At 64.3% G+C, this 23,002-nt stretch carries 22 protein-coding genes; 10 read left to right on the forward strand and 12 right to left on the reverse strand.

The genetic code is table 11. The features are described 5' to 3' along the window. Window positions 1–2: 2 nt before the first annotated feature. From BMW72_RS04865 to tkt, 5 genes are all read right to left on the reverse strand, one after another. A complete protein-coding gene (locus BMW72_RS04865; protein ID WP_092107851.1) occupies window positions 3–965 on the reverse strand; it encodes a glucose-6-phosphate dehydrogenase assembly protein OpcA in 963 nt (320 codons plus the stop codon). Next, window positions 962–2,503, reverse strand: a complete 1,542-nt coding sequence (zwf, locus tag BMW72_RS04870) for a glucose-6-phosphate dehydrogenase (RefSeq protein WP_092107853.1) — start codon at window positions 2,501–2,503, stop codon at window positions 962–964. Before zwf ends, BMW72_RS04865 begins: the two co-directional genes overlap by 4 nt. A 126-nt stretch (window positions 2,504–2,629) precedes the next feature. After that, entirely contained in the window at window positions 2,630–4,231 is a 1,602-nt protein-coding gene (locus tag BMW72_RS04875) for a glucose-6-phosphate isomerase (RefSeq protein WP_092107855.1), read from the reverse strand. Then, window positions 4,231–5,373, reverse strand: a complete 1,143-nt coding sequence (gene tal, locus BMW72_RS04880; RefSeq protein ID WP_092107857.1) for a transaldolase — start codon at window positions 5,371–5,373, stop codon at window positions 4,231–4,233. The genes BMW72_RS04875 and tal overlap by 1 nt, the downstream gene beginning before the upstream one ends. Window positions 5,374–5,467: 94 nt before the next feature. Continuing rightward, window positions 5,468–7,561 carry a transketolase gene (gene tkt / locus BMW72_RS04885; protein ID WP_092107859.1) on the reverse strand — a complete coding sequence of 698 codons (2,094 nt, stop codon included), beginning with the start codon at window positions 7,559–7,561 and terminating at the stop codon, window positions 5,468–5,470. A 346-nt stretch (window positions 7,562–7,907) separates the two neighbouring features. Here tkt and BMW72_RS04890 point away from each other — a divergent pair, with 346 nt between their 5' ends. Further along, on the forward strand, window positions 7,908–8,828 hold the full coding sequence (locus BMW72_RS04890; protein WP_092107861.1) for a heme o synthase: 921 nt from the start codon (window positions 7,908–7,910) through the stop codon (window positions 8,826–8,828). Between the two features lie 31 nt (window positions 8,829–8,859). On the opposite strand, the gene BMW72_RS04895 is transcribed toward BMW72_RS04890, so the two are convergent. Both BMW72_RS04895 and BMW72_RS04900 read right to left on the reverse strand, forming a co-directional pair. Further along, window positions 8,860–9,447 (reverse strand): hypothetical protein, encoded by a 588-nt coding sequence (locus BMW72_RS04895; protein ID WP_134360263.1) that lies wholly within the window; start codon window positions 9,445–9,447, stop codon window positions 8,860–8,862. Between the two features lie 47 nt (window positions 9,448–9,494). Further along, entirely contained in the window at window positions 9,495–10,466 is a 972-nt protein-coding gene (locus BMW72_RS04900) for a COX15/CtaA family protein (protein ID WP_092107865.1), read from the reverse strand. A 321-nt stretch (window positions 10,467–10,787) separates the two neighbouring features. Here BMW72_RS04900 and sufB point away from each other — a divergent pair, with 321 nt between their 5' ends. The 8 genes from sufB (at window position 10,788) to BMW72_RS04940 (ending at window position 18,761) form a co-directional block, all read left to right on the forward strand. After that, complete coding sequence (gene sufB, locus BMW72_RS04905) at window positions 10,788–12,206, forward strand: Fe-S cluster assembly protein SufB (protein WP_092107867.1); 1,419 nt, start codon at window positions 10,788–10,790, stop codon at window positions 12,204–12,206. A 42-nt stretch (window positions 12,207–12,248) separates the two neighbouring features. Beyond that, entirely contained in the window at window positions 12,249–13,454 is a 1,206-nt protein-coding gene (gene sufD, locus BMW72_RS04910; RefSeq protein WP_422386304.1) for a Fe-S cluster assembly protein SufD, read from the forward strand. A gap of 2 nt (window positions 13,455–13,456) precedes the next feature. After that, complete coding sequence (locus BMW72_RS04915; RefSeq protein ID WP_092107871.1) at window positions 13,457–13,783, forward strand: Rieske (2Fe-2S) protein; 327 nt, start codon at window positions 13,457–13,459, stop codon at window positions 13,781–13,783. 65 nt (window positions 13,784–13,848) lie between these two features. Further along, window positions 13,849–14,613 carry a Fe-S cluster assembly ATPase SufC gene (gene sufC, locus BMW72_RS04920; protein ID WP_092107873.1) on the forward strand — a complete coding sequence of 255 codons (765 nt, stop codon included), beginning with the start codon at window positions 13,849–13,851 and terminating at the stop codon, window positions 14,611–14,613. A 4-nt stretch (window positions 14,614–14,617) separates the two neighbouring features. Continuing rightward, on the forward strand, window positions 14,618–14,947 hold the full coding sequence (locus BMW72_RS04925; protein ID WP_092107875.1) for a metal-sulfur cluster assembly factor: 330 nt from the start codon (window positions 14,618–14,620) through the stop codon (window positions 14,945–14,947). A gap of 151 nt (window positions 14,948–15,098) precedes the next feature. Then, window positions 15,099–15,728, forward strand: coding sequence for a TetR/AcrR family transcriptional regulator (locus BMW72_RS04930; RefSeq protein WP_092107877.1), 630 nt, complete (start codon window positions 15,099–15,101; stop codon window positions 15,726–15,728). Between the two features lie 118 nt (window positions 15,729–15,846). Next, window positions 15,847–17,445 carry an ABC-F family ATP-binding cassette domain-containing protein gene (locus BMW72_RS04935; RefSeq protein ID WP_092107879.1) on the forward strand — a complete coding sequence of 533 codons (1,599 nt, stop codon included), beginning with the start codon at window positions 15,847–15,849 and terminating at the stop codon, window positions 17,443–17,445. Window positions 17,446–17,501: 56 nt separating this feature from the next. Further along, the gene (locus tag BMW72_RS04940) at window positions 17,502–18,761 is read left to right on the forward strand and encodes a glycosyltransferase (RefSeq protein WP_241983842.1); all 1,260 of its coding nucleotides are present in this window, start codon (window positions 17,502–17,504) and stop codon (window positions 18,759–18,761) included. 5 nt (window positions 18,762–18,766) lie between these two features. On the opposite strand, the gene BMW72_RS04945 is transcribed toward BMW72_RS04940, so the two are convergent. The 3 genes from BMW72_RS04945 to BMW72_RS04955 are packed head-to-tail and all read right to left on the reverse strand — an operon-like array spanning window position 18,767 to window position 20,174. Next, the gene (locus tag BMW72_RS04945) at window positions 18,767–19,615 is read right to left on the reverse strand and encodes an SURF1 family cytochrome oxidase biogenesis protein (RefSeq protein ID WP_092107881.1); all 849 of its coding nucleotides are present in this window, start codon (window positions 19,613–19,615) and stop codon (window positions 18,767–18,769) included. After that, the gene (locus BMW72_RS04950; RefSeq protein WP_422386305.1) at window positions 19,612–19,884 is read right to left on the reverse strand and encodes a hypothetical protein; all 273 of its coding nucleotides are present in this window, start codon (window positions 19,882–19,884) and stop codon (window positions 19,612–19,614) included. Before BMW72_RS04950 ends, BMW72_RS04945 begins: the two co-directional genes overlap by 4 nt. Further along, window positions 19,881–20,174, reverse strand: coding sequence for a DUF3099 domain-containing protein (locus BMW72_RS04955; protein WP_092107884.1), 294 nt, complete (start codon window positions 20,172–20,174; stop codon window positions 19,881–19,883). The genes BMW72_RS04950 and BMW72_RS04955 overlap by 4 nt, the downstream gene beginning before the upstream one ends. Window positions 20,175–20,340: 166 nt before the next feature. Here BMW72_RS04955 and fabG point away from each other — a divergent pair, with 166 nt between their 5' ends. Further along, window positions 20,341–21,051, forward strand: a complete 711-nt coding sequence (fabG, locus tag BMW72_RS04960) for a 3-oxoacyl-ACP reductase FabG (RefSeq protein ID WP_092107886.1) — start codon at window positions 20,341–20,343, stop codon at window positions 21,049–21,051. A gap of 33 nt (window positions 21,052–21,084) precedes the next feature. Here fabG and serB read toward each other — a convergent pair whose 3' ends face one another. Together serB and BMW72_RS04970 are read right to left on the reverse strand one after the other, a co-directional pair. After that, complete coding sequence (gene serB / locus BMW72_RS04965) at window positions 21,085–21,738, reverse strand: phosphoserine phosphatase SerB (RefSeq protein ID WP_241983843.1); 654 nt, start codon at window positions 21,736–21,738, stop codon at window positions 21,085–21,087. Beyond that, window positions 21,735–22,979, reverse strand: a complete 1,245-nt coding sequence (locus tag BMW72_RS04970; protein WP_092107888.1) for a glucose-1-phosphate adenylyltransferase — start codon at window positions 22,977–22,979, stop codon at window positions 21,735–21,737. Before BMW72_RS04970 ends, serB begins: the two co-directional genes overlap by 4 nt. Between the last annotated feature and the right edge of the window lie 23 nt (window positions 22,980–23,002).

Below are 23,002 nucleotides of genomic sequence, written 5' to 3' on the forward strand. Positions count from 1 at the left end.
GGTCACACTCCGGTTCCTGAGCTCACCACGTCATCGAGTTGCGGCAGACCGCGGGTGATGACCTCACCATACAGCTCGTCGGGATCAAGTCGACGCAGTTCGTCGGCCAGACAGTCGCGCAGGCTCCGACGTTTGAGGGTCAGATCCTGCATCGGCTGTCCCGGCTGGCTGAGCGTGGCGATGTCGGGGACTTCACGTTCGAGGGAGATCGTCCCGGACGCCCGGGTGAGGTGAACCCCGTGCACGCCATTGGCGAGGGGGCCGGTGGTCAATTCGTAGTCCACGGGCACCTGCAGCTGCATCTGCAGCCATGCGGCCAACAGGGTGGTCGACGGTGAGGCCGCAGCGCCGGTGACCTGGATGCCCGTGACCGGTTCGTAGGGCGGCTGGTCCAGCACGGCGGCCAGCTGAGCGCGCCACAGCGTCAGGCGGGTCCAGGCAAAGTCGGTGTCACCAGGACGGTAGCTTCCGCACAGGTGGTGCAGCGCAGACTGCGGGTCCGGCTGCGCCGAGGCATCCGTAATGCGGCGGTAGGCGATACGCCCGAGCGGTGAATCACCGGGAACGGCCGGGGCCGTCCCCGGCCACCAGGCTACGACGGGAGCATCCGACAACAGCAGGCCGGTGACCAGACTCTCCGGATCACTCGCAGCGTCACCGTACGCGCGCAGAACGATGACCTCGCTGGCGCCGGCGTCGCCGCCGACCCGAATTTCCGCATCAACCCGGGCCTCGGGCGTCGCCGCTGACGAGGTGGTTTCCTGGGTAGAAACGACGATGACTCGCATTGGATGCTCCCGAGAAGCGTCATTGGCGGCCTCGATGGCTTCTTCCTCGTGTCCGAGGGTAGATGCGATGATCAGGGTCAGCACACGTCCGAGGGCGACAGCGCCGCCCTCTTCCCGAATGCGAACGAGAGCCTTCGAGATCTTCGCGGTCGTGGTGTTGGGCAGATCGACGATCATGGACGCCTCCAGGTGCGGCCGTCGCGGGCCAGTAAATCATCAGCGGATGTGGGACCCCAGGTTCCCGGGCGGTACTGCTCCGGCTGCCCCTGCGCGGCCCAGTACTCTTCAATCGGGTCGAGGATCTTCCACGACAGTTCAACCTCTTCGTGCCGGGGAAACAGCGGCGGATCGCCGAGGAGCACATCGAGGATGAGTCGCTCGTACGCCTCAGGGCTCGCCTCGGTAAAGGCATGGCCGTACCCGAAGTCCATGGTCACATCGCGCACCTGCATGACGACTCCCGGTACTTTCGATCCGAACCGGATCGTGACGCCCTCGTCAGGCTGCACCCGAATGACCAGGGCGTTGTGGCCGAGTTCGGCGGTCTGGCCGGGAGCGAACAGGTATTGTGGGGCGCGTTTGAACACCACGGCGATTTCGGTGACGCGGCGTCCGAGACGCTTGCCGGCGCGCAGGTAAAACGGCACTCCCGCCCAGCGGCGTGTGTCGATCGTCAATCGCATGGCCGCGTAGGTCTCGGTGACCGAGTCCGGATTCATGCCGTCTTCCTCGAGAAAACCGACGACTTTTTCGCCACCCTGCCAACCACCGGCGTACTGCCCGCGGGCGGTGCCGGTGCCCAGGTTGGCAGGCAGCCGAACCGAGGCGAGCACCTTCTCCTTCTCAGCGCGCAGGTCGGCGGCATCGAATGAGATGGGCTCCTCCATGGCCGTCAGGGCGAGGAGCTGCAGCAGGTGGTTCTGAATCACATCGCGAGCGGCGCCGATGCCGTCGTAATATCCGGCACGGCCACCCACACCGATGTCCTCGGCCATGGTGATCTGCACGTGCTCGACGTGGTTGGCGTTCCAGAGCGGCTCGAACATCTCGTTGGCGAAGCGCAGCGCCAGAATGTTCTGCACCGTCTCCTTCCCGAGGTAGTGGTCGATGCGAAAGACGGAATCGGGCGGAAAGACCGACTCGACCACATCGTTCAGCTGACGCGCTGTCCTGAGATCGCTCCCGAAGGGCTTCTCAATGACGACCCGACGCCACTGGCCGTTCTTCTGCTCGGCGAGGCCGGAGCGGCGCAGCTGCTCGGTGACCTGGGGGAAGGCCTTGGGCGGAATCGCCAGGTAGAACGCATGGTTGCCCATCGTTCCGCGCTCACGGTCGAGGTCGTCGATGGTCTGGCTGAGCCGGGTGAAGGCTTCGTCGTCATCAAAAGTGCCCGACACAAAACGGATGCCCTCGGCCAGCTGCGCCCAGACATCCTCGTGGAAGTCGGTGCGGGCGTGTTCTTTGACGGCATCGTGCACAACCTGCATGAAGTCTTCGTTGTCCCAGTCTCGGCGGGCAAAACCGACGAGGGCGAAACCGGGCGGCAACAGCCCACGGTTTGCGAGGTCGTAGACGGCGGGCATGAGTTTCTTGCGCGCCAGGTCACCGGTGACGCCGAAGATTACGAGGCTGGAAGGCCCGGCGATACGATTCAGACGATAGTCGGAGGGCGACCTGAGCGGATTAAACTCCGGGGTAATTTCCACCGGGGACATGCAGCTCCTTTGACGGGACAGTGCAGAAAATATGAGGGGGTGAAACGCGGGGATGCAGCGAAGATCTTGGCTGGTGCTGGTGGCCGGTTCCTCGCGGGCGCATGCCCGCGAGGAACCGATCAGTGGCTAGGCGAGTGCGCGGAACAGGGTGGCGATGTTCTGCGCCGGCTGGGTCAGGGTGAGCGTCAACACGGGGCGGCCGTGCTCGGCGAGCACGCTCGCGTCGCCGCTGGCCTGCGCCTGGATCAGCTGACCGAACGTGAACGGACGCTCGGGAATGTCGAGGTCCTCCGCCGGTCTGGCGAGAATCTGCAGATACACGGCGGTGGCCGGCCCGCCCTTGTGGAACTGCCCGGTGGAATGCAGAAAGCGCGGACCCCAACCGAACGTGACCGGCCGCTTCGACAGGGCGGCCAGCTTGTTGCGCACCTCGGCCAGTTCCGGCAGGGCGAGACGGTCGACGTACGCTTGAACGGCAACGTAACCGTCGGGGCCGAGTTCCTCCAGCAGCGCGTCGATCGCTGAGGCGAGGTCGCTCGCGGCACCGATGACGTGCGGGGTGCCACGCACCTCAATGCCGTCTGCGATGAACGCGGCAGGTTCCGGTGCTGGGCGGGCGTCGAGCAGACCACGGGTGGCGATCTTAGCGGATTCCACGTCGGGCTGGTCGAACGGGTTGATGCCGAGCAGTCGTCCGGCCACGACGGTCGCGTATTCCCAGACCATAAATTGCGCCCCGAGGGTTCCGCTGACCCGGATCTCATCGCCCGCGTCACCGAAGAGTTCAGTCCCGGCATCAGCGACGACCCGAACGAGCTGCACATCGGGCAGCGCCTCGATCAGTTCGGGAGCATTCAGCTCGAGCACGACCGGCAAGATGCCGGTACCGAGCTTGCCGGTTGATTCGGCGATGAGCTGTTCGACCCAGTCGGCGAAACCGATGATGTGGGTACCGTCAGAGACGATGGCGAGCTTGTCGCGCCTCGGGTCGGTGGCGGTGATCGCCGCGCCGAGCACGAGTCCCGGGTTCTCGGGGGAGTCCACGGCCAGCGCCCGTGCGATCGACTCGGCCTCGTCGAGCAGTGCGCCGACATCGACCCCGGCCAGTCCCGATGGCACGAGACCGAATGCAGTCAGGGCCGAATAACGTCCGCCGACGGTCGGGTCGGCAGTGAAGACACGGTACCCGGCTTCCCGAGCGGATGCCTCGAGCGGCGATCCCGGATCGGTCACGACAATGATGCGTTCGGCCGGGTCGACGCCGATGGCGCGGAACGCGCGTTCGAACACGCGCCGCTGGCTGTCGGTTTCGACCGTCGAGCCGCTCTTGGACGAAACCACGAGCGCAGTGCCGGCCAGGTTGTCGTTCAGCGCGGCGAGCACCTGTCCGGGGTCGGTCGCGTCGAGCACGGTCAGGTTCACGCCGGCGGTGCGGGTGATGACCTCGGGGGCGAGCGACGATCCGCCCATTCCGGCGAGGGCGATCTGCGTGACGCCGCGGGCCTGCAGGATGGCTCGCAGTTGCACGATTTCGGCGACCAGCGGGCGGGATACCGAGGCGGACTCGGTCCAGCCGAGGCGCAAAGCAGCCTCGGCTTCGGCCTCGGGGCCCCACAGGGCGGCATTTTTGGCAGTGATACCGGAGGCGACGCGATCCGTGACCAGGGTAGGAACCGTGGCGCGCACGGCATCGGCCGCAGCGCCACTCACCGAGATGCGAAAGTTCATCAGAGAGCCGAGCTTGTCGGGGCCGCGCTGGTCGAGGCGGCGGTGAGGGCGGTCTGCACGGTATCGAGCAGTTCGTTCCAGGACACCTCGAACTTCGACAGGCCCTCTTCTTCGAGCAGACGGGTCACGTCGTCGTAGGAGACGCCCTGGGCTGCGAGTGCGTCGAGTATGGCGTTCGCAGCCGCGTAGGAGCCGGTGACCGAGTCAGCTGGGATGACGCCGTGGTCGGCGGCGGCCTGCATGGTCTTCTCCGGCATCGTGTTGACGACCTCGGGGGCGACCAGCTCGGTCACGTACAGGGTGTCGGGCAGGCTGGCGTCCTTGACGCCGGTCGAGGCCCAGAGCGGACGCTGCTTGGTAGCGCCGGCCCTGATCAGACCGAGCGCGCGCTCACTGCTGAACGCCTGCTCGTATACCTGGTAAGCGAGCTGCGCGTTGGCGACTCCGGCCTTGCTCTTGAGCGCGAGGGCTTCCGGGGTGCCGATCGCTTCGAGGCGGGCGTTGATCTCGGAGTCGACGCGCGAGACGAAGAACGAGGCGACCGAGTGAATCGTAGAGAGATCGAGGCCGGCGGCCTTGGCCCGCTCGAGACCGGCGAGGTAGGCGTTGATGACCTGGCGGTGACGCTCGAGGCTGAAGATCAGGGTGACGTTGACGCTGATGCCAAGAGCAATGGTCGACGTGATGGCTTCGAGGCCCTCAATCGTCGCAGGAATCTTGATCATCGCGTTGGGGCGGTTGACCTTGGCCCAGAGCTGCTGCGCCTCGGCGACCGTACCGGCCGCGTCGCGGGCGAGGCTCGGCTCGACCTCGATGGAGACGCGTCCATCCTGGCCGTTGGTTGAGTCGTACACCGGGCGAAAGATGTCACAGGCAGCGGCGACGTCGTCTGTGGTGATGGCGAAGACTGCGTCGGTCACGTTCGTGCCGGCGGCGGCCAACGTCGCAACCTGTTCGGTGTATGCCTCACCCTTGGCGAGAGCGCCGGCGAAGATCGTCGGGTTGGTGGTAACGCCGACGACGTTGCTGTTTTTGATCAGGTCTTGCAGCCCGCCGGAGTTGATGCGTTCGCGGGAGAGATCGTCGAGCCAAATGCTGACGCCGGCTGCGGACAGCTGGGCGAGGGGTGTCGGGTTTGTCATTGTTGAAAATCTCCTTCGTGCTGCCGTCAGGCAGTGAGCTGATGCGGTGTGGTGGAGAGGATAGTGCGATGTTGACCCCGTATCGGGGCCAACATCAGGCTGCGCTGATTGATTCCCTGGCGGCTCTGACAACGGCCTCTGTGGTGATGCCGAATTCGCGGAACAGCGTCTGGTAGTCGGCGGACGCCCCGAAGTGTTCGATGGAGATACTGCGGCCGGCGTCGCCGACGTAGCCGCGCCAGGTCAGCGCGAGGCCGGCCTCGACCGAGACCCGGGCCGTGATCGCGGCCGGAAGCACCGATTCACGGTATTCGCTGCTCTGCTCGTCGAACCATTCCAGGCACGGGGCACTGACCACGCGCGCATTGATGCCTTCGAGAGCCAGCTGCGTGCGGGCGTCCACGGCAAGTTGCACCTCGGAGCCGGTTCCGATCAGGATGACGTCAGGGGTTCCGCCGGCCGCTTCGACCAGTACGTAGGCGCCACGGGCTACGTTCTTGGCCGAGGCGAAAATTTCAGCGGATGCTGCGCCCTCGCCACGCTCGTACACGGGAATGTTCTGGCGGGTCAGGGCGATCCCGGCCGGGCCATTCCGTCGTTCCAGGATGGTCTTCCAGGCCCAGGCGGTTTCGTTGGCGTCGCCGGGGCGCACGACGTCGAGTCCGGGGATGGCACGCAGGGTTGCGAGCTGTTCGATCGGCTGGTGGGTGGGGCCGTCCTCGCCCAGTGCGACGGAGTCGTGGGTCCAGACGAAAATCGACGGCGCTTTCATGAGCGCGGCCAGTCGCACGGCCGGGCGCATGTAGTCGCTGAAAATCAGGAAGGTGCCGCCGAACGGTCGGGTGTTGCCGTGCAGCACGATGCCGTTGAGAATCGCGGCCATGGCGTGTTCGCGGATGCCGAAGTGCAGAACACGACCGTAGGAGTTGCCGGTCCATTCACCGGTGGAGTGCTCGCTCGGAATGAACGAGGCGGCACCGCCGATGGTGGTGTTGTTCGATTCGGCGAGGTCGGCCGAGCCGCCCCACAGTTCGGGGATGACGCCGCCGAGGGCGGTGAGCACCTTGCCGGAGGCTGCGCGGGTCGAGACCGCGGTGCCGCCAGGGAAAACCGGCAGAGCGTCGTCGACGCCGTCGGGCAGGTCGCCGGACAGCACTCGATCGAGCAGGATCTTGCGCTCGGGGTTGGCCGTCGCCCAGGCATCGAACTGAACAGTCCACTCGGTGTGCGCGGTGGCACCGCGCTCCACGGCCAGACGGGTGTGGGCGATGACCTCGGGGGACACGTCGAAGGTCTTCTCCGGGTCGAATCCCAAAACCGTCTTGACCCCGGCGAGTTCATCGGCACCGAGCGCGGAGCCGTGAATCTTTCCGGTGTTCTGCTTCTTCGGGCTCGGCCAGCCGATGATCGTCTTGAGGATGATCAAGCTGGGCTTGCCGGTTTCGTGCTGGGCGGCCTCGATGGCGTTGTTCAGCTCGGCGAGGTCTTCGACGTAGGAGCCGGTCTTCTTCCAGTCCACCGTCTGCACGTGCCAGTCATAGGCGGCATAGCGGGCAGCGACGTCCTCCGTGAAGGCGATATTGGTGTCGTCCTCGATCGAGATCTGGTTGCTGTCGTAGATGGCAATGAGATTGCCGAGCTGCTGGTGGCCGGCGAGAGAGGATGCCTCGCTCGTGATCCCTTCCTGCAGGTCGCCGTCGCCGGCGATGACATAGACGAAATGGTCGAACGGGCTGGCGCCGGCAGCGGCATCCGGGTCGAACAGGCCACGCTCGAAACGCGATGCGTAGGCGAACCCGACAGCGGATGCCAGCCCCTGGCCGAGCGGGCCGGTCGTGATCTCGACACCGTCGGTGTGGCCGTATTCCGGGTGGCCGGGGGTCTTGGATCCCCAGGTACGCAAGGCCTTGAGGTCTTCGAGTTCGAGGCCGTAGCCGCCGAGGTACAACTGCACGTACTGGGTGAGTGAGCTGTGGCCGACCGAGAGAATGAAGCGGTCGCGACCGATCCACTCGTTGTCGACCGGATCGCGGCGCATGATCTTCTGGAAGAGCAGGTAGGCGGCCGGGGCGAGACTCATCGCGGTGCCCGGATGCCCATTCCCAACCTTCTCAACGGCGTCCGCCGCCAGAATACGCGCGGTGTCGACCGCCTGATCGTCAATGGAATCCCATTGGAAAGCTGCCACGTCTCGTAACCCTTCATCGGAGCGAAGGCGGGTTGAGCTCAACCCATCCTTTGATAGTTGTGCAATTGTCGGCAACCATTTCGCTCCTGCCGGTCGCGCCGTGCTGGCGCTGGACCGCAAGCGAAATGTCACCCCCAGCGAGTTGGCCTGCTTAGTGCTGCCATCTCCCACCCGGGGGCTCGCCGAACTACTGATTCACTGTGGGGAGCACCACAAGTATACGGAAGGAATGTATCGAGACGCTCGGAATGACGTGACATGGAGACACAAACCGCATTTGACCAAGGTGGAGCGTCGCGCCGGACGTGTCCTAGAATAGGAAGACTTGCCTAGCGTTAGAGGATTAATGGACGTCGCCCTGAAGACCCCGGTCCGGAGCGGACCGCGCACACTGAAGCGCACCGTTAAGGCCTACGTCTCCCTGACCAAACCGCGAGTGGTCGAATTGCTCCTGGTGGTCACCGCCCCCACCATGCTGCTCGCTGAGCGGGGAATCCCCAATCTGTGGCTGATCCTGGCCACACTCGTCGGCGGATCGCTCAGCGCCGGATCCGCCGGGGCGTTCAACTGCTATCTCGATCGCGATATCGATCGCCTCATGAAACGCACCAAGAACCGGCCGCTCGTCACTGGAGAACTGAGCGATCGGGAGGCTCTGATTTTTGCATGGGCGCTGGGTGCAGCATCCATTTTGTGGCTGGGACTTCTGACCAACTGGCTCGCCGCCGCACTGTCGTTCGGTGCCATTTTGCTCTACGTCGTGTTCTACACGATCATCCTCAAGCGTCGCACGCCGCAGAACATCGTCTGGGGCGGCGTCGCCGGCTGCATGCCCGTGCTCATCGGCTGGGCGGCTGTGACCAATGATGTGTCCTGGCCCCCGATCATCCTGTTCATGATCATCTTCCTGTGGACCCCGCCGCACTACTGGCCGCTGTCCATGAAATACCGCGCCGATTACCAGGCTGCCGGCGTTCCGATGCTCGCCGTGGTGCGGGGTCGTGCCCAGGTGGGCCTGCAGGTCATCCTCTATGCCTGGGCCACCGTAGCCTGCTCACTGCTTCTGATTCCCATCGCCGATATGGGGCTGCTGTACAGCTTCACCGCCCTCGTCACGGGTGGATGGTTCATCTACGAGACGCACCGCCTGTACAGCCTGGCTATCCGACACGAGCACGTGTCGCCGATGCGGGTGTTTCACGGTTCGATCGCCTACCTGACGCTGCTGTTCGTGGCTGTCGGAGTAGATCCGCTCCTGCCGTTCTAACCCCACCGCCCTCGTCCGCGCGCGGGCGGAGTCAGACGCGGCGAGTGAGCCGAGTATCGATTTTGCCGACGTCGGCGGTATGAATCACGACCGTGACCACTCGTCCAGCCAGGGCCATCGTCGTCGCGGTGAAATCGGACGCCGTGACGGTGATGGCGGGCAGGGCCGTGTCATCGACGACCAGATTGGACCGGTGTGCGAGGGCGAGTTCGATTTCCGCCTGCTGCTGGGTGTGCCTGGCGGCCCACAACTCCGACCCGAAGTCGTGCGGGTTCTTGGCGTAGTTCATGACGATGTACTGCAGATGCTGATTGAGCGCGTCGCGAATGGGGTCACCGCCACGACTGGTGGAGCCCGGCACGTCGGTGAAGACGAATCCGCGAAGTTCGGCGATGCCAACCGGGCCCGCCGGGGAATCTTCGAACCAGAAATTACCCAACGGATCGGCTAGCCAATAATGCGCCTGAGCCTCCAACGTGCGCCCGTGGTTGCCGTACCAACTCCAGCCACGCTCCTGAATCCGCGGTTGCGGAACAAAACCGAACACCGGCGGGCCGAACAAAGCAAGGCGCGCCGCGTCGTCTGGCGGCTTCCACTTGGCTCCCGGAGCGAGATGCATGTCTGGAGAGTACACCGGTGCACCCCGCCGGGGGAGAGCCACGCGGACTAATTCCTCGCGGTCCCGTTCCCGGCAAACTCGGGGAGTGCGGCAGGATGACCGACCGGAGCCTTGAGGTTCAGTATGACCAGAGTCATCGCTGCAGCGAGCACGCAGGCCAGCACCATGTGCAGGCCGACGAGCACCGGCGGCAGCCCCAGGTTCGCCTGCAGCAGTCCAACGACGATCTGCACGAGCTCGACCACCAGCAACGTCACAACGTAGGAACGAACGGGCAGCGTGCCGCGAACGGATGCCACGAGCAGCACGATCGTCAACACCAGCGTCGCGTAGCCCGGCCAGGCGTGCAGGTGCTCGAGCAGTTCGGCGTTGAAGCCGGTGCGCCCGGCGGCGGCATCGCCCGAGTGCGGTCCGGAAGCGGTGGTGAGAACGCCCATCATCACCGTCAGCGCCACGACGAAGCTCGTGGCGTGGGCCAGGCCGGCGAACCCAGCCGGAACGACGAGCGCGCGCGGCCCGGGGGCGAGGTAGACGCGGTGAACGAGCACCGTTGCAAAGCAGACCATGACGAGCGAGATCGTGAAGTGAAATCCGACGATGAACGGGTTGAGGCCGGTCAGCACGGTGACGCCGCCGACGAGCGCCTGCGCGAGAACGCCGGCCGCGAGAATCACGGCGAGAACGAACAGGTCTTTGCGTTCCTTGCGCAAACGCCAGAGCAGAACAACTGCCGCGATCGCAATGATGCCGATCAGTCCGGTCATGGTGCGGTTCGCGAACTCAATGACGCCGTGGATCCCCATCTCCGGGGTCGGCACGAGTGAACCGGCGACGCAGGTCGGCCAGGTTGGGCAGCCCAGGCCGGAGCCGGTGAGGCGAACGGCGCCTCCCGTTCCGACAATGAGAATCTCCGTCACGAGTGACAGCCAGGCGACCACCCGAATTCGTGCATCGATAGCGCTCGGTAGCCATTGGTATATCGCATTCACCGGTTCTGCTCCCACTGTCTTGCTTCTCATCGCGTGCCTTCTGATCGTGCCCTGTGCAAATGTGAATCGACCAGCAAAGCACGCGTATCGTGCTGATCAACCTGTAGAATTAGTATCTCCATGGAGATCTTCGTGCGGTCATGGTGATTGCACGTTGTGGTCGGAACCGAACAGCCTCACCGAGGTCTGGCTGGCTCCGGTTCGTTTCTTGCTCCATGAATATTCTAGGTACGCAACGAAGCTGTCCACACAACCCGTTCCCCGTGGTCTCCACTGACTTGATCAGTACGGCGGCCCCGCGGGAATGACCGGACTAATATCCGGGTTGTGCTGGGTAGAGAAGAGGTAATTATGTCGGATGTCCTGCTCGACCGTCCCGACCTTGAGGGGATCGGTACCTACGAATTCGGGTGGGCCGACTCCGACAAGGCCGGCGCATCCGCTCGCCGTGGTATTTCCCCCGAGGTCGTCACCGACATCTCGAACCTGAAGTCCGAGCCGGACTGGATGCTGCAGCGACGCCTCAAGGCCCTGCAACTGTTCGAACGTAAGCCCATGCCCACCTGGGGCGCGGATCTCTCGGAGATTGACTTCGACAACATCAAGTACTTCGTGCGCTCGACGGAGAAGCAGGCCCAGACCTGGGAAGACCTGCCCGACGACATCAAGAACACCTACGAGAAGCTCGGCATCCCCGAAGCCGAGCGCCAGCGCCTCGTCTCCGGTGTCGCCGCGCAGTACGAATCCGAAGTGGTCTATCACCAGATTAACGAGGAGCTCGAAGCCCAGGGCGTCATCTTCATGGACACCGACACGGCGCTCAAAGAGCACCCGGAATTTTTCGAAGAGTACTTCGGCACCATCATCCCCTCCGGCGACAACAAGTTCGCCGCGCTCAACACGGCCGTCTGGTCCGGCGGATCCTTCGTCTACGTGCCGCCCGGCGTGCACGTCGAGATCCCGCTGCAGGCCTACTTCCGCATCAACACGGAGAACATGGGCCAGTTCGAGCGCACGCTCATCATCGCCGACGAGGGCAGCTACGTGCACTACATCGAGGGCTGCACCGCCCCGATCTACAAGTCTGACTCGCTGCACTCCGCTGTGGTCGAGATCGTCGTGAAGAAGAACGCCCGCGTTCGCTACACGACCATTCAGAACTGGTCGAACAACGTCTACAACCTCGTCACCAAGCGGGCCACGGCCGGCGAAGGTGCAACGATGGAATGGATCGACGGCAACATCGGCTCCAAGGTCACCATGAAGTACCCGTCGATCTACCTTATGGGCGAGCACGCCAAGGGCGAGACGCTCTCGGTGGCCTTCGCCGGCCCCGGCCAGCACCAGGACGCCGGCGCCAAGATGATCCACATGGCTCCGTACACGCAGTCGTCGATCGTCTCCAAGTCCATCGCTCGCGGTGGTGGCCGCAGTGGCTACCGCGGCGAGGTTCGAGTGGATGCTGCCGCGCACCACTCCGCCAACACCGTGCGCTGTGACGCCCTCCTGGTCGACACCCAGTCGCGCTCCGACACCTACCCGTCCATCGACATCCGTGTCGATGACGTGCAACTCGGCCACGAGGCCACCGTTTCCCGCGTCAGCGAAGAGCAGCTGTTCTACCTGATGAGCCGCGGTATGCCCGAAGACGAAGCCATGGCCATGATCGTTCGCGGATTCATCGAACCGATCGCCCGGGAGCTCCCGATGGAGTACGCCCTCGAACTCAACAAGCTCATTGAAATGGGCATGGAAGGATCCGTCGGCTAAATGTCCGCCGCTTCAGCGCTTTCGAAGAGCGCTTCAAAAACTGTGCCCGAATCAACCACCCCCACCGCCGACTCGTCGACCCTTCCGGTCGGCCAGCACGGAATCAAGGAACACTCCGACGGACGTTTCGGCTACGTACCGGTGCAAACCCGCTCTGCCCGCTTCAAAAGTGTCAACGTGGCCGACTTCGAGGCCGTCACCGGCCGCGAAGCGGTCTGGAAGCACTCGCCCGTCGCGAAGTTCACCGACCTCACCGCGGGTGCCCTCGACGGCTCGCGTTACACCGTCGAATCCACCCCGTCAGCGGACGTGTCCGTTGAATGGGTGCCCAGAACGGATGCCCGCATCGGCACCGCCGGACTGCCGGAGGAACGCGCCGCCGCCAACGCCTGGTCGGCCTTCGACGAAGCCCTCGCCGTCACGGTGAGCGGTGAGGAAGCCAAGGAGATCACGGTCACCCGATCGGGCCTGGGCACCATCGCTCGTGGCGCGCACACAATCATCGAGGCCAAACCCTTCAGCCAGGCCACGGTCATCCTGCACAACACCGGCGACGCCCGGCTCAGCGAGAACGTCGAGATCATCCTCGGCGAGTCCGCGAACCTCACGGTCGTCTCGCTGCAGGAATGGGACGATTCCGCGGTGCACCTGGCCAACCATTTCGCATCCGTCGGTCGCGACGCGCGTCTCAAGCATGTCGTCGTTTCCCTCGGCGGCAGCATCGTGCGGGTCAACCCCTCGGTGCGTCTGGCCGGTCCCGGCTCCGACACGTTGCTCCTCGGCCTGTACTTCGCAGACGCCGGTCAGCATCTGGAACAGCAGGTGTACGTCTTCCACGACGCCCCCAGAAGCCGCAGCCGCGTCAACTATAAGGGCGCGCTGCAGGGCCAGGACGCTCGCACGGTCTGGATCGGCGACGTTCTGATCGGCAACAAGGCCGCCGGCACCGACAGCTATGAACAGAACCGCAACCTTGTGCTCAGCGAGGGTACCCGCGCCGATTCCATCCCCAACCTGGAGATCGAAACCGGCGATATCGTCGGGGCCGGACACGCCAGTGCCACCGGGCGGTTCGACGACGAGCAGCTGTTCTACCTCCAGTCTCGCGGCATCACCGAGGAAGAAGCGCGACGCCTGGTCGTGCGCGGTTTCCTGACCGAGGTCGTGCAGCAGATTGGTTCCCCCGAACTTGAAGCTCGGTTGCAACTCGCAATCGAGGCCGAACTTATTGGAACGGACGACAAGTAAGCATGGCCGCAACGAAGATCTGCGCTCTCGATGAGCTCGAAGTAAACCACGCCGTCAAGGTCGAAATCGACGGGGTCGCTATCGCCCTCGTGCGTGACGCCGCGGGCGACGTCTTCGCCATCGGTGATACCTGCACGCACGGTGACATCTCCCTGTCCGAGGGATTCGTGGAAGGCCAGACTCTCGAGTGCTGGGCACACGGCTCAATGTTCTCCCTCACCACAGGCAAGCCGCTGTCTCTGCCGGCCTATGATCCGGTCCCGGTTTACAACGTGGAACTCATCGACGGGTTCGTCTTCGTCGATCCGTCCGTCACCGTCGCGGTCTGAACCTGCCTCACGCAGCGACCGCCCCACCAGCTCATTTTTAGAATTCAGAAAGGAATATGACAGTCATGTCTGTTCTTGAGATCAAAGACCTGCACGTCAGTGTCGAGACCGACCAGGGCACCAAGCAGATTCTGCGCGGCGTCAACCTCACCATCAACGAGGGCGAAATCCACGCCATCATGGGCCCGAACGGCTCCGGCAAGTCCACCCTCGCCTACACGATCGCCGGGCACCCCAAATATCACGTCGAGAGCGGCTCCATCCTGCTCGACGGCGCCGAAGTGCTCACCATGACAGTGGATGCCCGCGCTCGCGCCGGTCTATTCCTCGCCATGCAGTACCCGGTGGAGATCCCCGGAGTGACCGTCACGAACTTCCTCCGTACGGCCAAGACGGCCATCGAGGGTGAAGCCCCGCCGATCCGCACCTGGATCAAGGACGTTCGTCAGGCGATGACCAACCTGCGCATGGACAAGACTTTTGCCGAGCGCAACGTCAACGAGGGCTTCTCCGGTGGAGAGAAGAAGCGCAACGAGATCCTGCAGCTTGAACTGCTCAAGCCCAAGTTTGCCGTGCTTGACGAGACCGACTCCGGCCTCGACGTCGACGCATTGAAGATCGTATCCGAGGGTGTCAACCGTGCCAAAGCCAACACCGGCCTCGGTCTGCTTCTGATCACGCATTACACGCGCATTCTGCGGTACATCCACCCGGACTTCGTACACGTATTCGTCAACGGTAAGATCGCCGAACAGGGCGGCCCAGAACTCGCCGACCGTCTCGAGGACGAGGGCTACGATCGCTTTCTCGTTCCGTCGAACGTAGGCTGATCCCATGGCCTCCACACTCAGTCCGGCGCGCTTCGATGAAATCGAAGAAGCCCTCAAAGACGTCATGGACCCGGAACTCGGCATCAATGTCGTCGACCTCGGGCTCATCTACGACCTCGGCTGGGACGACGAGAACAACGCGCTCATTATCCATATGACCCTCACCTCGGCCGGCTGCCCGCTGACCGATGTGCTCGAGGAGCAGACGGCCGAGGCGCTGGACGGCGTCGTCGACCAGTTCCGTATCAACTGGGTCTGGATGCCGCCGTGGGGTCCGGAGAAGATCACCGACGACGGTCGGGACATGATGCGGGCCCTCGGCTTCGCCATGTAACACTGGTTCTAACTTGAAGGCCCCGCCAGCAACCGCCGGCGGGGCCTTCGGTTTAGGTGGGGGTCGCGTCGGAACCGTATCCCTCGTTCGGCTCGACCGCATTCCGAACGTTAGTAAGTGCATCTATTCACTGGAACGATACGCTAGTTGCATGGATATAGTGGAGAACGGGGCCACAAGGCGACGCGCGGCGCAGGCGGCGAGCACCCGGGCGGAGATCGTCATGGCAGCCGGGCGGCTCATGCTGGAGCGGGGCTATGTGGGTACGTCGGTCGCCGCGATCGCGGCCGAGGCCGGCGTGGTGGTGCAAACCATTTACAACTCGGTGGGGTCGAAGGCCGAACTGCTGGCCGCAGTTCTGGACCGGGTGGCCGCTGAGCCGGGGGCGCCGGCGCTGCTGTCGGGAGCGACCCGGGAACGCATTGCCGAAGCGCGCACCGCGACCGAGGTCATCCGCATTCTGGCCCGGTCGAGCGCGCTGGTGAACGAACGCACCTCGGGCATTCTGCGCATCGTCAGCGAAGCTGCCGTCGTTGATCCCGACGTGGGGGAGTTCGAGCAGAAGCGCGACGCCGCACGGCTGCACGGCTTCGGCGAGGTGGCGGCGGCGCTCCGGGAGAAGCGGGGATTGCGCGGCGGCATCAGCGACCACGAGGCGGCGGCGACGATGTGGGCTCTGGCTCACCCGCACACGTTTCGGACGCTCGTTCTGTCGCTGGGCTGGTCGACCGAGGCCTACCTCAACTGGCTGGAAAAGTCGCTGCTGGCAGCCCTGCTCTAGGTCGGCCAAGGGCACCGGTGTGCCGAGCACAGCCTGAAGGCAAATATACTAGTGAGTTGGACCGCTTCGGCCCACTCACACTTCTCACCCGTACCAACACTTCGAATGGACTATTGCTGTGCTCAACGTGCAAGATCTCGAAATCCGCGTTGGAGCCCGCGTGCTCATGGAGGGCGTCAGCTTCCGCGTCGCGAGCGGCGACAAGATCGGCCTCGTCGGCCGTAACGGCGCGGGCAAGACGACCCTGACGAAGACGCTCGCGGGGGAGACCAACCCGACCAAGGGCTCGATCAGCCACTCGGGTGAAATCGGTTACCTGCCCCAGGACCCGCGGGCCGGCGACCCGACCATGCTCGCCCGCACCCGCATTCTCGATGCCCGCGGCCTCGGTACCATCGCCCTCGGCATGCATGAGTCCAGCCTGGCCATGGCCGACCCCGACCCCAAGATCAGCGCCGCCGCCATGAAAAAGTACGGTCGCCTGACCGATGAATTCAACGGGCTCGGCGGCTACTCCGCTGAGGCTGAGGCTGCGTCGATCGCGAGCAACCTGAAACTACCCGACCACATTCTCGACCAGGCTCTGAGTACCCTGTCTGGTGGTCAGCGTCGTCGCATCGAACTGGCTCGCATTCTGTTCTCGGCCGCCGAAATGATGATCCTCGATGAGCCCACCAACCACCTCGACGCCGACTCGGTGGCCTGGCTGCGCGAGTTCGTCAAGAACTACAAGGGTGGCGTCATCATCATCAGCCACGACATCGAACTCGTCGGCGAGACGGTCAACCGGGTATTTTACCTCGACGCGAACCGCATGATGATCGACATCTACAACATGAACTGGAAGAACTACCTGCTGCAACGCACAGCGGATGCCGACCGGCGTAAGAAGGAACGCTCCAACGCCGAGAAGAAGGCGTCCACGCTGCAGCTGCAGGCTGCCAAGTTCGGCGCCAAGGCCAGCAAGGCCGCGGCAGCGCACCAGATGGTGGCCCGCGCCGAGAAGCTCCTGTCCGGCCTCGACGCCGTGCGCGCCGTTGAACGCGTCGCAAAGCTGCGGTTTCCCGAGCCAGCACCGTGTGGCCGAACACCGCTCATGGCCAAGGATCTCTCGAAGAGCTACGGCTCCCTCGAGATCTTCACCGCCGTCGATCTCGCGATCGACCGCGGCTCCAAGGTTGTCATCCTGGGCCTCAACGGTGCGGGAAAGACCACGCTGCTGCGCATGCTCGCGGGCGTCGACAAATCCGACACCGGGTCGATCGAACCCGGCCACGGCCTGCGCATCGGTTACTACGCGCAGGAACACGAGACGATCGACGTCAAGCGCAGCGTGCTGGAGAACATGGTCTCCTCGTCGCCGAGCATCACCGAGATGGAGGCCCGCCGGGTGCTCGGCTCGTTCCTGTTCACCGGCGACGACTCCAACAAGCCGGCCGGGGTGTTGTCCGGTGGCGAAAAGACCCGCCTCGCCCTGGCCATGATCGTCGTCTCCGGTGCCAACGTTCTGCTGCTCGACGAACCCACCAACAACCTCGACCCGGCCAGTCGCGAGGAGATCCTCGATGCCCTCGCGCACTACGCCGGAGCCGTCGTCCTGGTCAGCCACGATGAGGGTGCCGTGCAGGCCCTCAACCCGGAGCGCGTGCTCATCATGCCCGAGGGCACCGAGGACCACTGGAACAAGGATTACCTCGATTTGATCGAGCTGTCCTAAGTCACCATCTGATTCGGCGCTGGCACGCCGAATCGTCCGAGTCAAAGGAAGCGTGCGTGTTGCCGCCTGCTGAGTCATTGCGCATCGCGCTGGTGTGCCTGCATACGTCGCCGGGCGCGGATCCGGGTTCCGGCGATGCCGGCGGGATGAACGTCGTCGTGCGCCACCAGGCGGAGGCTCTCGCGAGCCTCGGCCACGAGGTGAGCATTCTGACCAGGCGCTCAGCGGTCGATCAGCCAGCCGCCGCGCAGCTCGCCCCCGGCGTAACGTTGCGATTTCTGGATGCCGGTCCGGCGATCGCCCTGCCGAAGGGCCAGCACGAACACTGGATTGCCGACTTTTCGTCCCGACTTGGCGAGCTTGAACCGTGCGACATCGTGCACTCGCATCACTGGTTCTCCGGCATGGCGGCCCTGCCGGTCGCTCGCCATTGGGGCGTTCCGCACGTGCAGAGTTTTCATAGCATCGCTGCCGACGATTCGACTCCGCTCTCCGCGGGGGAACGGGCTGAATCACCGGGACGGATGCTCGGTGAGGCCTGGTTGGCTCGCGAATCGGATTTGCTGGTCGCGATCAGTGCCGCCGAGGCGGCGACGATCACGGGGCGCCTCGGAGGCGCGGCCGAACGCACAGCAATCGTGCTGCCGGGCGTCGACAATACTGCGTTTTCACCGGCCGGTCCGTCCAGTGGGACTCCCGCGGCCGACGACCGAGGCTATCTGCTCGTTGCAGCCCGCCTACAGCCATTGAAGGGGCTCGACCTCGCCATAGCAGCCCTGGCCGGCGTTCCGGCTGATCTGCGCCCGAACCTGGTGATCGCCGGGGCAGCATCGGCCGACTACGACGGTTATGTCACTGAGTTGCGTGAAACCGCTGAACGGCTCGGGCTCGGGGCACAGCTTCGACTGGTCGGCCCCCGATCCCGGAATGACCTGGCCCGCCTGTTTCGCGACGCGAGCCTCGTGCTGGTTCCGTCTCACTCAGAAACGTATGGTCTGGTCGCGCTCGAGGGCGCGGCGAGCGGCGTGCCGGTCATCGCCGCAGCATCCGGTGGCCTGCGTGAAGCCGTCGTCGACGGCGTCACCGGCCTGGTGCTTGAATCGCGGGAACCGCGGGTGTGGGCCGAGGCCATCACCGGTCTGCTGACCGATGCGCCGCGGTCCCAAAGGATGTCCGTGGCGGCTCGGAAACATGCGCTCGATCTGGACTGGACCAGGTCTGCCGCGTCCCTGCTCGGCGTCTACCGGAGGTTGCTTGGTCCCGGCACCGGACAGATTGCCTCCGGCAGCAGGCAGCACCACCGCGCCGTCGCCTGACACAACTAGTGGGGCTGCCGGTCAAGCAGTGCGTCCTCAATTTCGGCGTCATTGCGCGGTTTCGCCGCACGCTTGCGGGCGCGCTCATCGGCGCGTTCGCGTTCCTCGGGGTCTTCAGCATTCACACTGCGATACTCCTCGCGCAGTGCCCAGCCGAGGCCGATGAACGCGAGCAGGCCGAACACGAACCACTGGAACGCGTACGACAGGTGCGGGCCTTCATCGCGGATCGGTTTCGCGACGGCGGCCGGGCGTTCCTCGGTCGCGGCAGGGCTCTCGGTGTCCAGGAGACCGTAGGCACCGGTGTACGTGGGTTGGTCGAGGCGCTCGGCGATGGTCGTGAGGTTGATCGTGGCAACCTGGTCACCGCTCGCGGTACGGCCGGGCAGGTCGGGCTCGCTCGCTTTGAGGCGGGCGACGACGGTCACCGTTCCGCTCGGCGGCGCCGGCACCGTGTCGGGAGCATCCTGCTCCTGCCCCGTCGGCAGCCAACCGCGGTCGACGATGAAGACCGTGCCGTCGGTGAGCAGCAGCGGGGTTAGTACCTCGAAGCCGGGATTGACGTTAAGTGGTCGGTTGCGTGCAAGCATCTCGTCGGCCGTGAGGTAGGACCCGGTCAGTTCCACCGGCATCCACTTTTGCGATTCGTCGAAGGAATTCAGCTCGGGGAGCGCCTCGGTCACGGGAATGGGATTGGAATCGAAATTTGAATCGATCTTGAACAGTTCGGTGAGAGCCTCATCGCGCCGGGCCAGCTGCCAGACGCCGAGTCCGGAACACACCGCTGCGAACAGCATGGTGAGCGCGAGATAACCGGCCCAGCGGCTGCTGAAGGCAAACGTCCAGCCCGTCATTGCACAGCTCCACGCGGTTTCGGGGTGGCGTCAACCGCGCTCACGGTCAGGGGAAAATCACGCGCGGCCAGAAATTCACGCAGAAAGTCGACGTGGTCGTCGCAGGCCAGCCAGGTTTTGACGCGGTCGGTCGAGTGGATGCGCGGGTTGCGCCAGTCCAGCCGCCAACGCCCGGCGTTCTTGCAGTCGGCCCGGGAGCACGTCAATGATTGCAGGGGAGCGCCCAGTCCGATCATCGAACTCACCGAAGCGGCCGCGCGAACACTCACTTGACCCCGTTCTCACTCGTGTGGTTCTCGGATTGGGTGTAGATCTCGACGCTGCCCGGACGCAACACTTCGGCACCACGCGGCGCAATCTTCACATTCGCTACCACCACGGCGAAATACGGCAGAAGGATCGCACCGACGGCACACAGCACCAACCACCATCCCTCTACGAACAGCATGAGCACAATGCAGACGACACGCACCCCCATCGCAATCGAATATTTGATCATCCGATTGCGGCGTTCTGCCTCGGGGGAGGCGGGGAGCGAGGTGATCGACTGCTGCTTCATAGGTCCATCGGGTTCGAGTCGGTTCCGTCCACGGTAGAAAATCCACCTCAACAAGCCTACGTCCGCGCGACGTGGTTGGAGCACGCCTTAAACTTGAATCTGCCGGGTATTTCAGTGATCCCGACCCGCGACATCCACCCACAGCAAGCAAGCGAACAGGAACTTCATGACAACGGCTCGAACAGTGCTCGTCACCGGCGGTAACCGCGGCATCGGCTTTGCCATCGCCGAGGAATTCCTCGCCCAGGGTCACCGCGTCGCCGTGACGTCCCGGTCGGGGTATGGTCCGGCCGGAAGCCTCACGGTGCGCGCCGACGTGACCGACGCCGCATCCATCGATGCCGCTTTCACCGAGATTGAGACGACCTACGGTCCGGTCGAGGTCATCGTGGCTAACGCCGGGATCACCCGCGATACCCTGCTCATGCGCATGTCAGAGGACGACTTCACGTCGGTGGTCGACACGAACCTCGGCGGGGCGTTCCGGGTCGTCAAGCGTGGCAGCAAGGGTATGCTCAAAGCTCGTTTCGGGCGGATCGTGCTCATCTCGAGCGTTGTGGGCCTGTACGGCTCCGCCGGGCAGGTGAACTATTCGGCGTCGAAGAGCGGCCTGATCGGACTGGCTCGCTCGATCACCCGCGAGCTCGGCGCCCGCGGCATCACCGCCAACGTTGTTGCTCCCGGTTTCATCGAAACAGACATGACCGCTGCCCTGCCCGAAGCGCAGCAGGCGGACTACAAGCGCAATATCCCGGCCGGCCGCTTCGCCACACCGTCAGAGGTCGCCCGTGTCGTCACCTGGCTCGCCGGCGACGACTCCGCCTACATCTCCGGCGCGGTCATTCCGGTCGACGGTGGTCTCGGTATGGGCCACTAGAACGCTCTCGGTTTGGGTGGCCGGGTTGGTGACTCAGCCGCGCAGGCCGAGAAGCGGAAGCACCTGACTGAGATTGCAGTGGTCGATCACCACGTCGGCTTCGCGCTTCACCCGGGGCTTCGCGTTGAACGCCACGGCGAGGCCGGCCGCGTCCATCATGCGCAGGTCGTTTGCGCCGTCTCCGACCGCGATCGTCTGCGTCAGGGCGATCCGGCCGCCGGCGGCCCATTCGCGCAGGGCGACCGCTTTCGCCTCGGCGTCGATGATCGGCCCGAGGACGCGCCCGGTCAGTCGGCCGGCATCAACTTCGAGCCGGTTGGCTCGCCAATGGTCCAGACCCAGCTCGATCGCGAGCGGGTCGAGCAGCTCGTGAAAGCCGCCAGACACCACCCCGACGACGCCCCCGCCGGCATGGATACCGGCAATCAGTTCGGGAACCCCCGCAGTCAGGCGGATGCGTCGCCCCACCTCGCCGAAAATGGTCTCCGGCAGTCCCGCCAGGGTCAACACCCGCTGGCGCAGGCTTTGCGCAAAGTCCAGTTCGCCGCGCATGGCGCGTTCGGTGACGTCGGCGACGAGATCGCGCGAGCCGGCGGCATCCGCCAGCAACTCGATCACTTCGTCTTGGATCAGGGTGGAGTCGGCATCAAGCACGACCAGGAAACGTGGTGCGGAGGTACGGGTCACGGAGTAACGAGCACACCCTTGCCGACGACGGTGATACCGGATTCGGTCACACTGAAGCCGCGCGCGAGGTCTCGATCCCGATCGACCCCGACGGTGGCGCCGGCCTCGACGATGACTTCCTTGTCGAGAATGGCACGCCGCACGATGGCGCCCGGCCGAATCTGTACCCGGTCGAACACGATCGAGTCGACGACCTCGCACGCGGAACCGATCGAGGTCCACGGGCCGAGCACGCTGCGTTCGATGTGAGCGCCGGAGATGACGCAGCCCAGCGAGACGATCGAGTCGATCATGGTGCCCAGGGCGCCACGGCCGTCGCGCACGAACTTCGCCGGCGGCGAGTTCAACTGCATGCTGAAGATCGGCCATTCCTGGTTGTACAGGTTGAACACGGGAAGCGCCGAGATGAGATCCTGGTGGGCTTCGAAGAACGAATCGATCGTTCCCACATCGCGCCAGTAATACTTATCGCGGTCGGTCGACCCAGGCACTTCGTTGCGCTGCAGGTCGTACACGCCGGCGTCGCCGCGGAAGACGAAGTCGGGGATGATGTCACCGCCCATATCGTGGCTTGAATCGGTACGCTCACCATCGCGCAGTACCGCTTCGATCAGAGCATCGGTGTTGAAAACATAGTTGCCCATCGAGGCGAAGACCTCGTGCGGGGCATCGGCAAGACCGACGGCGTCCTTGGGCTTCTCCCGAAAATCGGAGATGCGGTCGGGGGTGGCGGCATCCACTTCGATGACGCCGAACTGGTCGGCCAGGCCGATCGGCTGGCGAATGGCCGCGACCGTCGCGGACAGACCTGATGCGATGTGGGCGGCGATCATCTGGCTGAAGTCCATGCGATAGACGTGATCGGCGCCGACAACGACGACGATGTCAGGTTTCTCATCGTGGATGAGATTCAGGCTCTGCAGAATCGCGTCGGCTGAGCCGCTGAACCACCGTTTGCCGAGGCGTTGCTGTGCGGGTACCGAGGCGATGTACGAGTTGAACAGTCCACCGGAAACATGCCAGGTCTGCGACACGTGCCGGTCCAGGCTGTGCGACTTGTACTGGGTGAGCACCACGATTTGGGTGACGCCCGAGTTGATCAGGTTGGACAGGGCGAAATCCACAAGCCGGTAATGCCCGCCGAAGGGGACAGCGGGCTTGGCCCGGTCCTCGGTCAGCGGCATGAGCCGTTTTCCCTCGCCACCCGCGAGAACGATTCCAAAGATCTTCTTGGCCTTCATGTGTACAGAGTAGGGCCAACCGG

Source organism: Cryobacterium luteum (genome assembly GCF_900110125.1).
GTDB lineage: Bacteria > Actinomycetota > Actinomycetes > Actinomycetales > Microbacteriaceae > Cryobacterium > Cryobacterium luteum.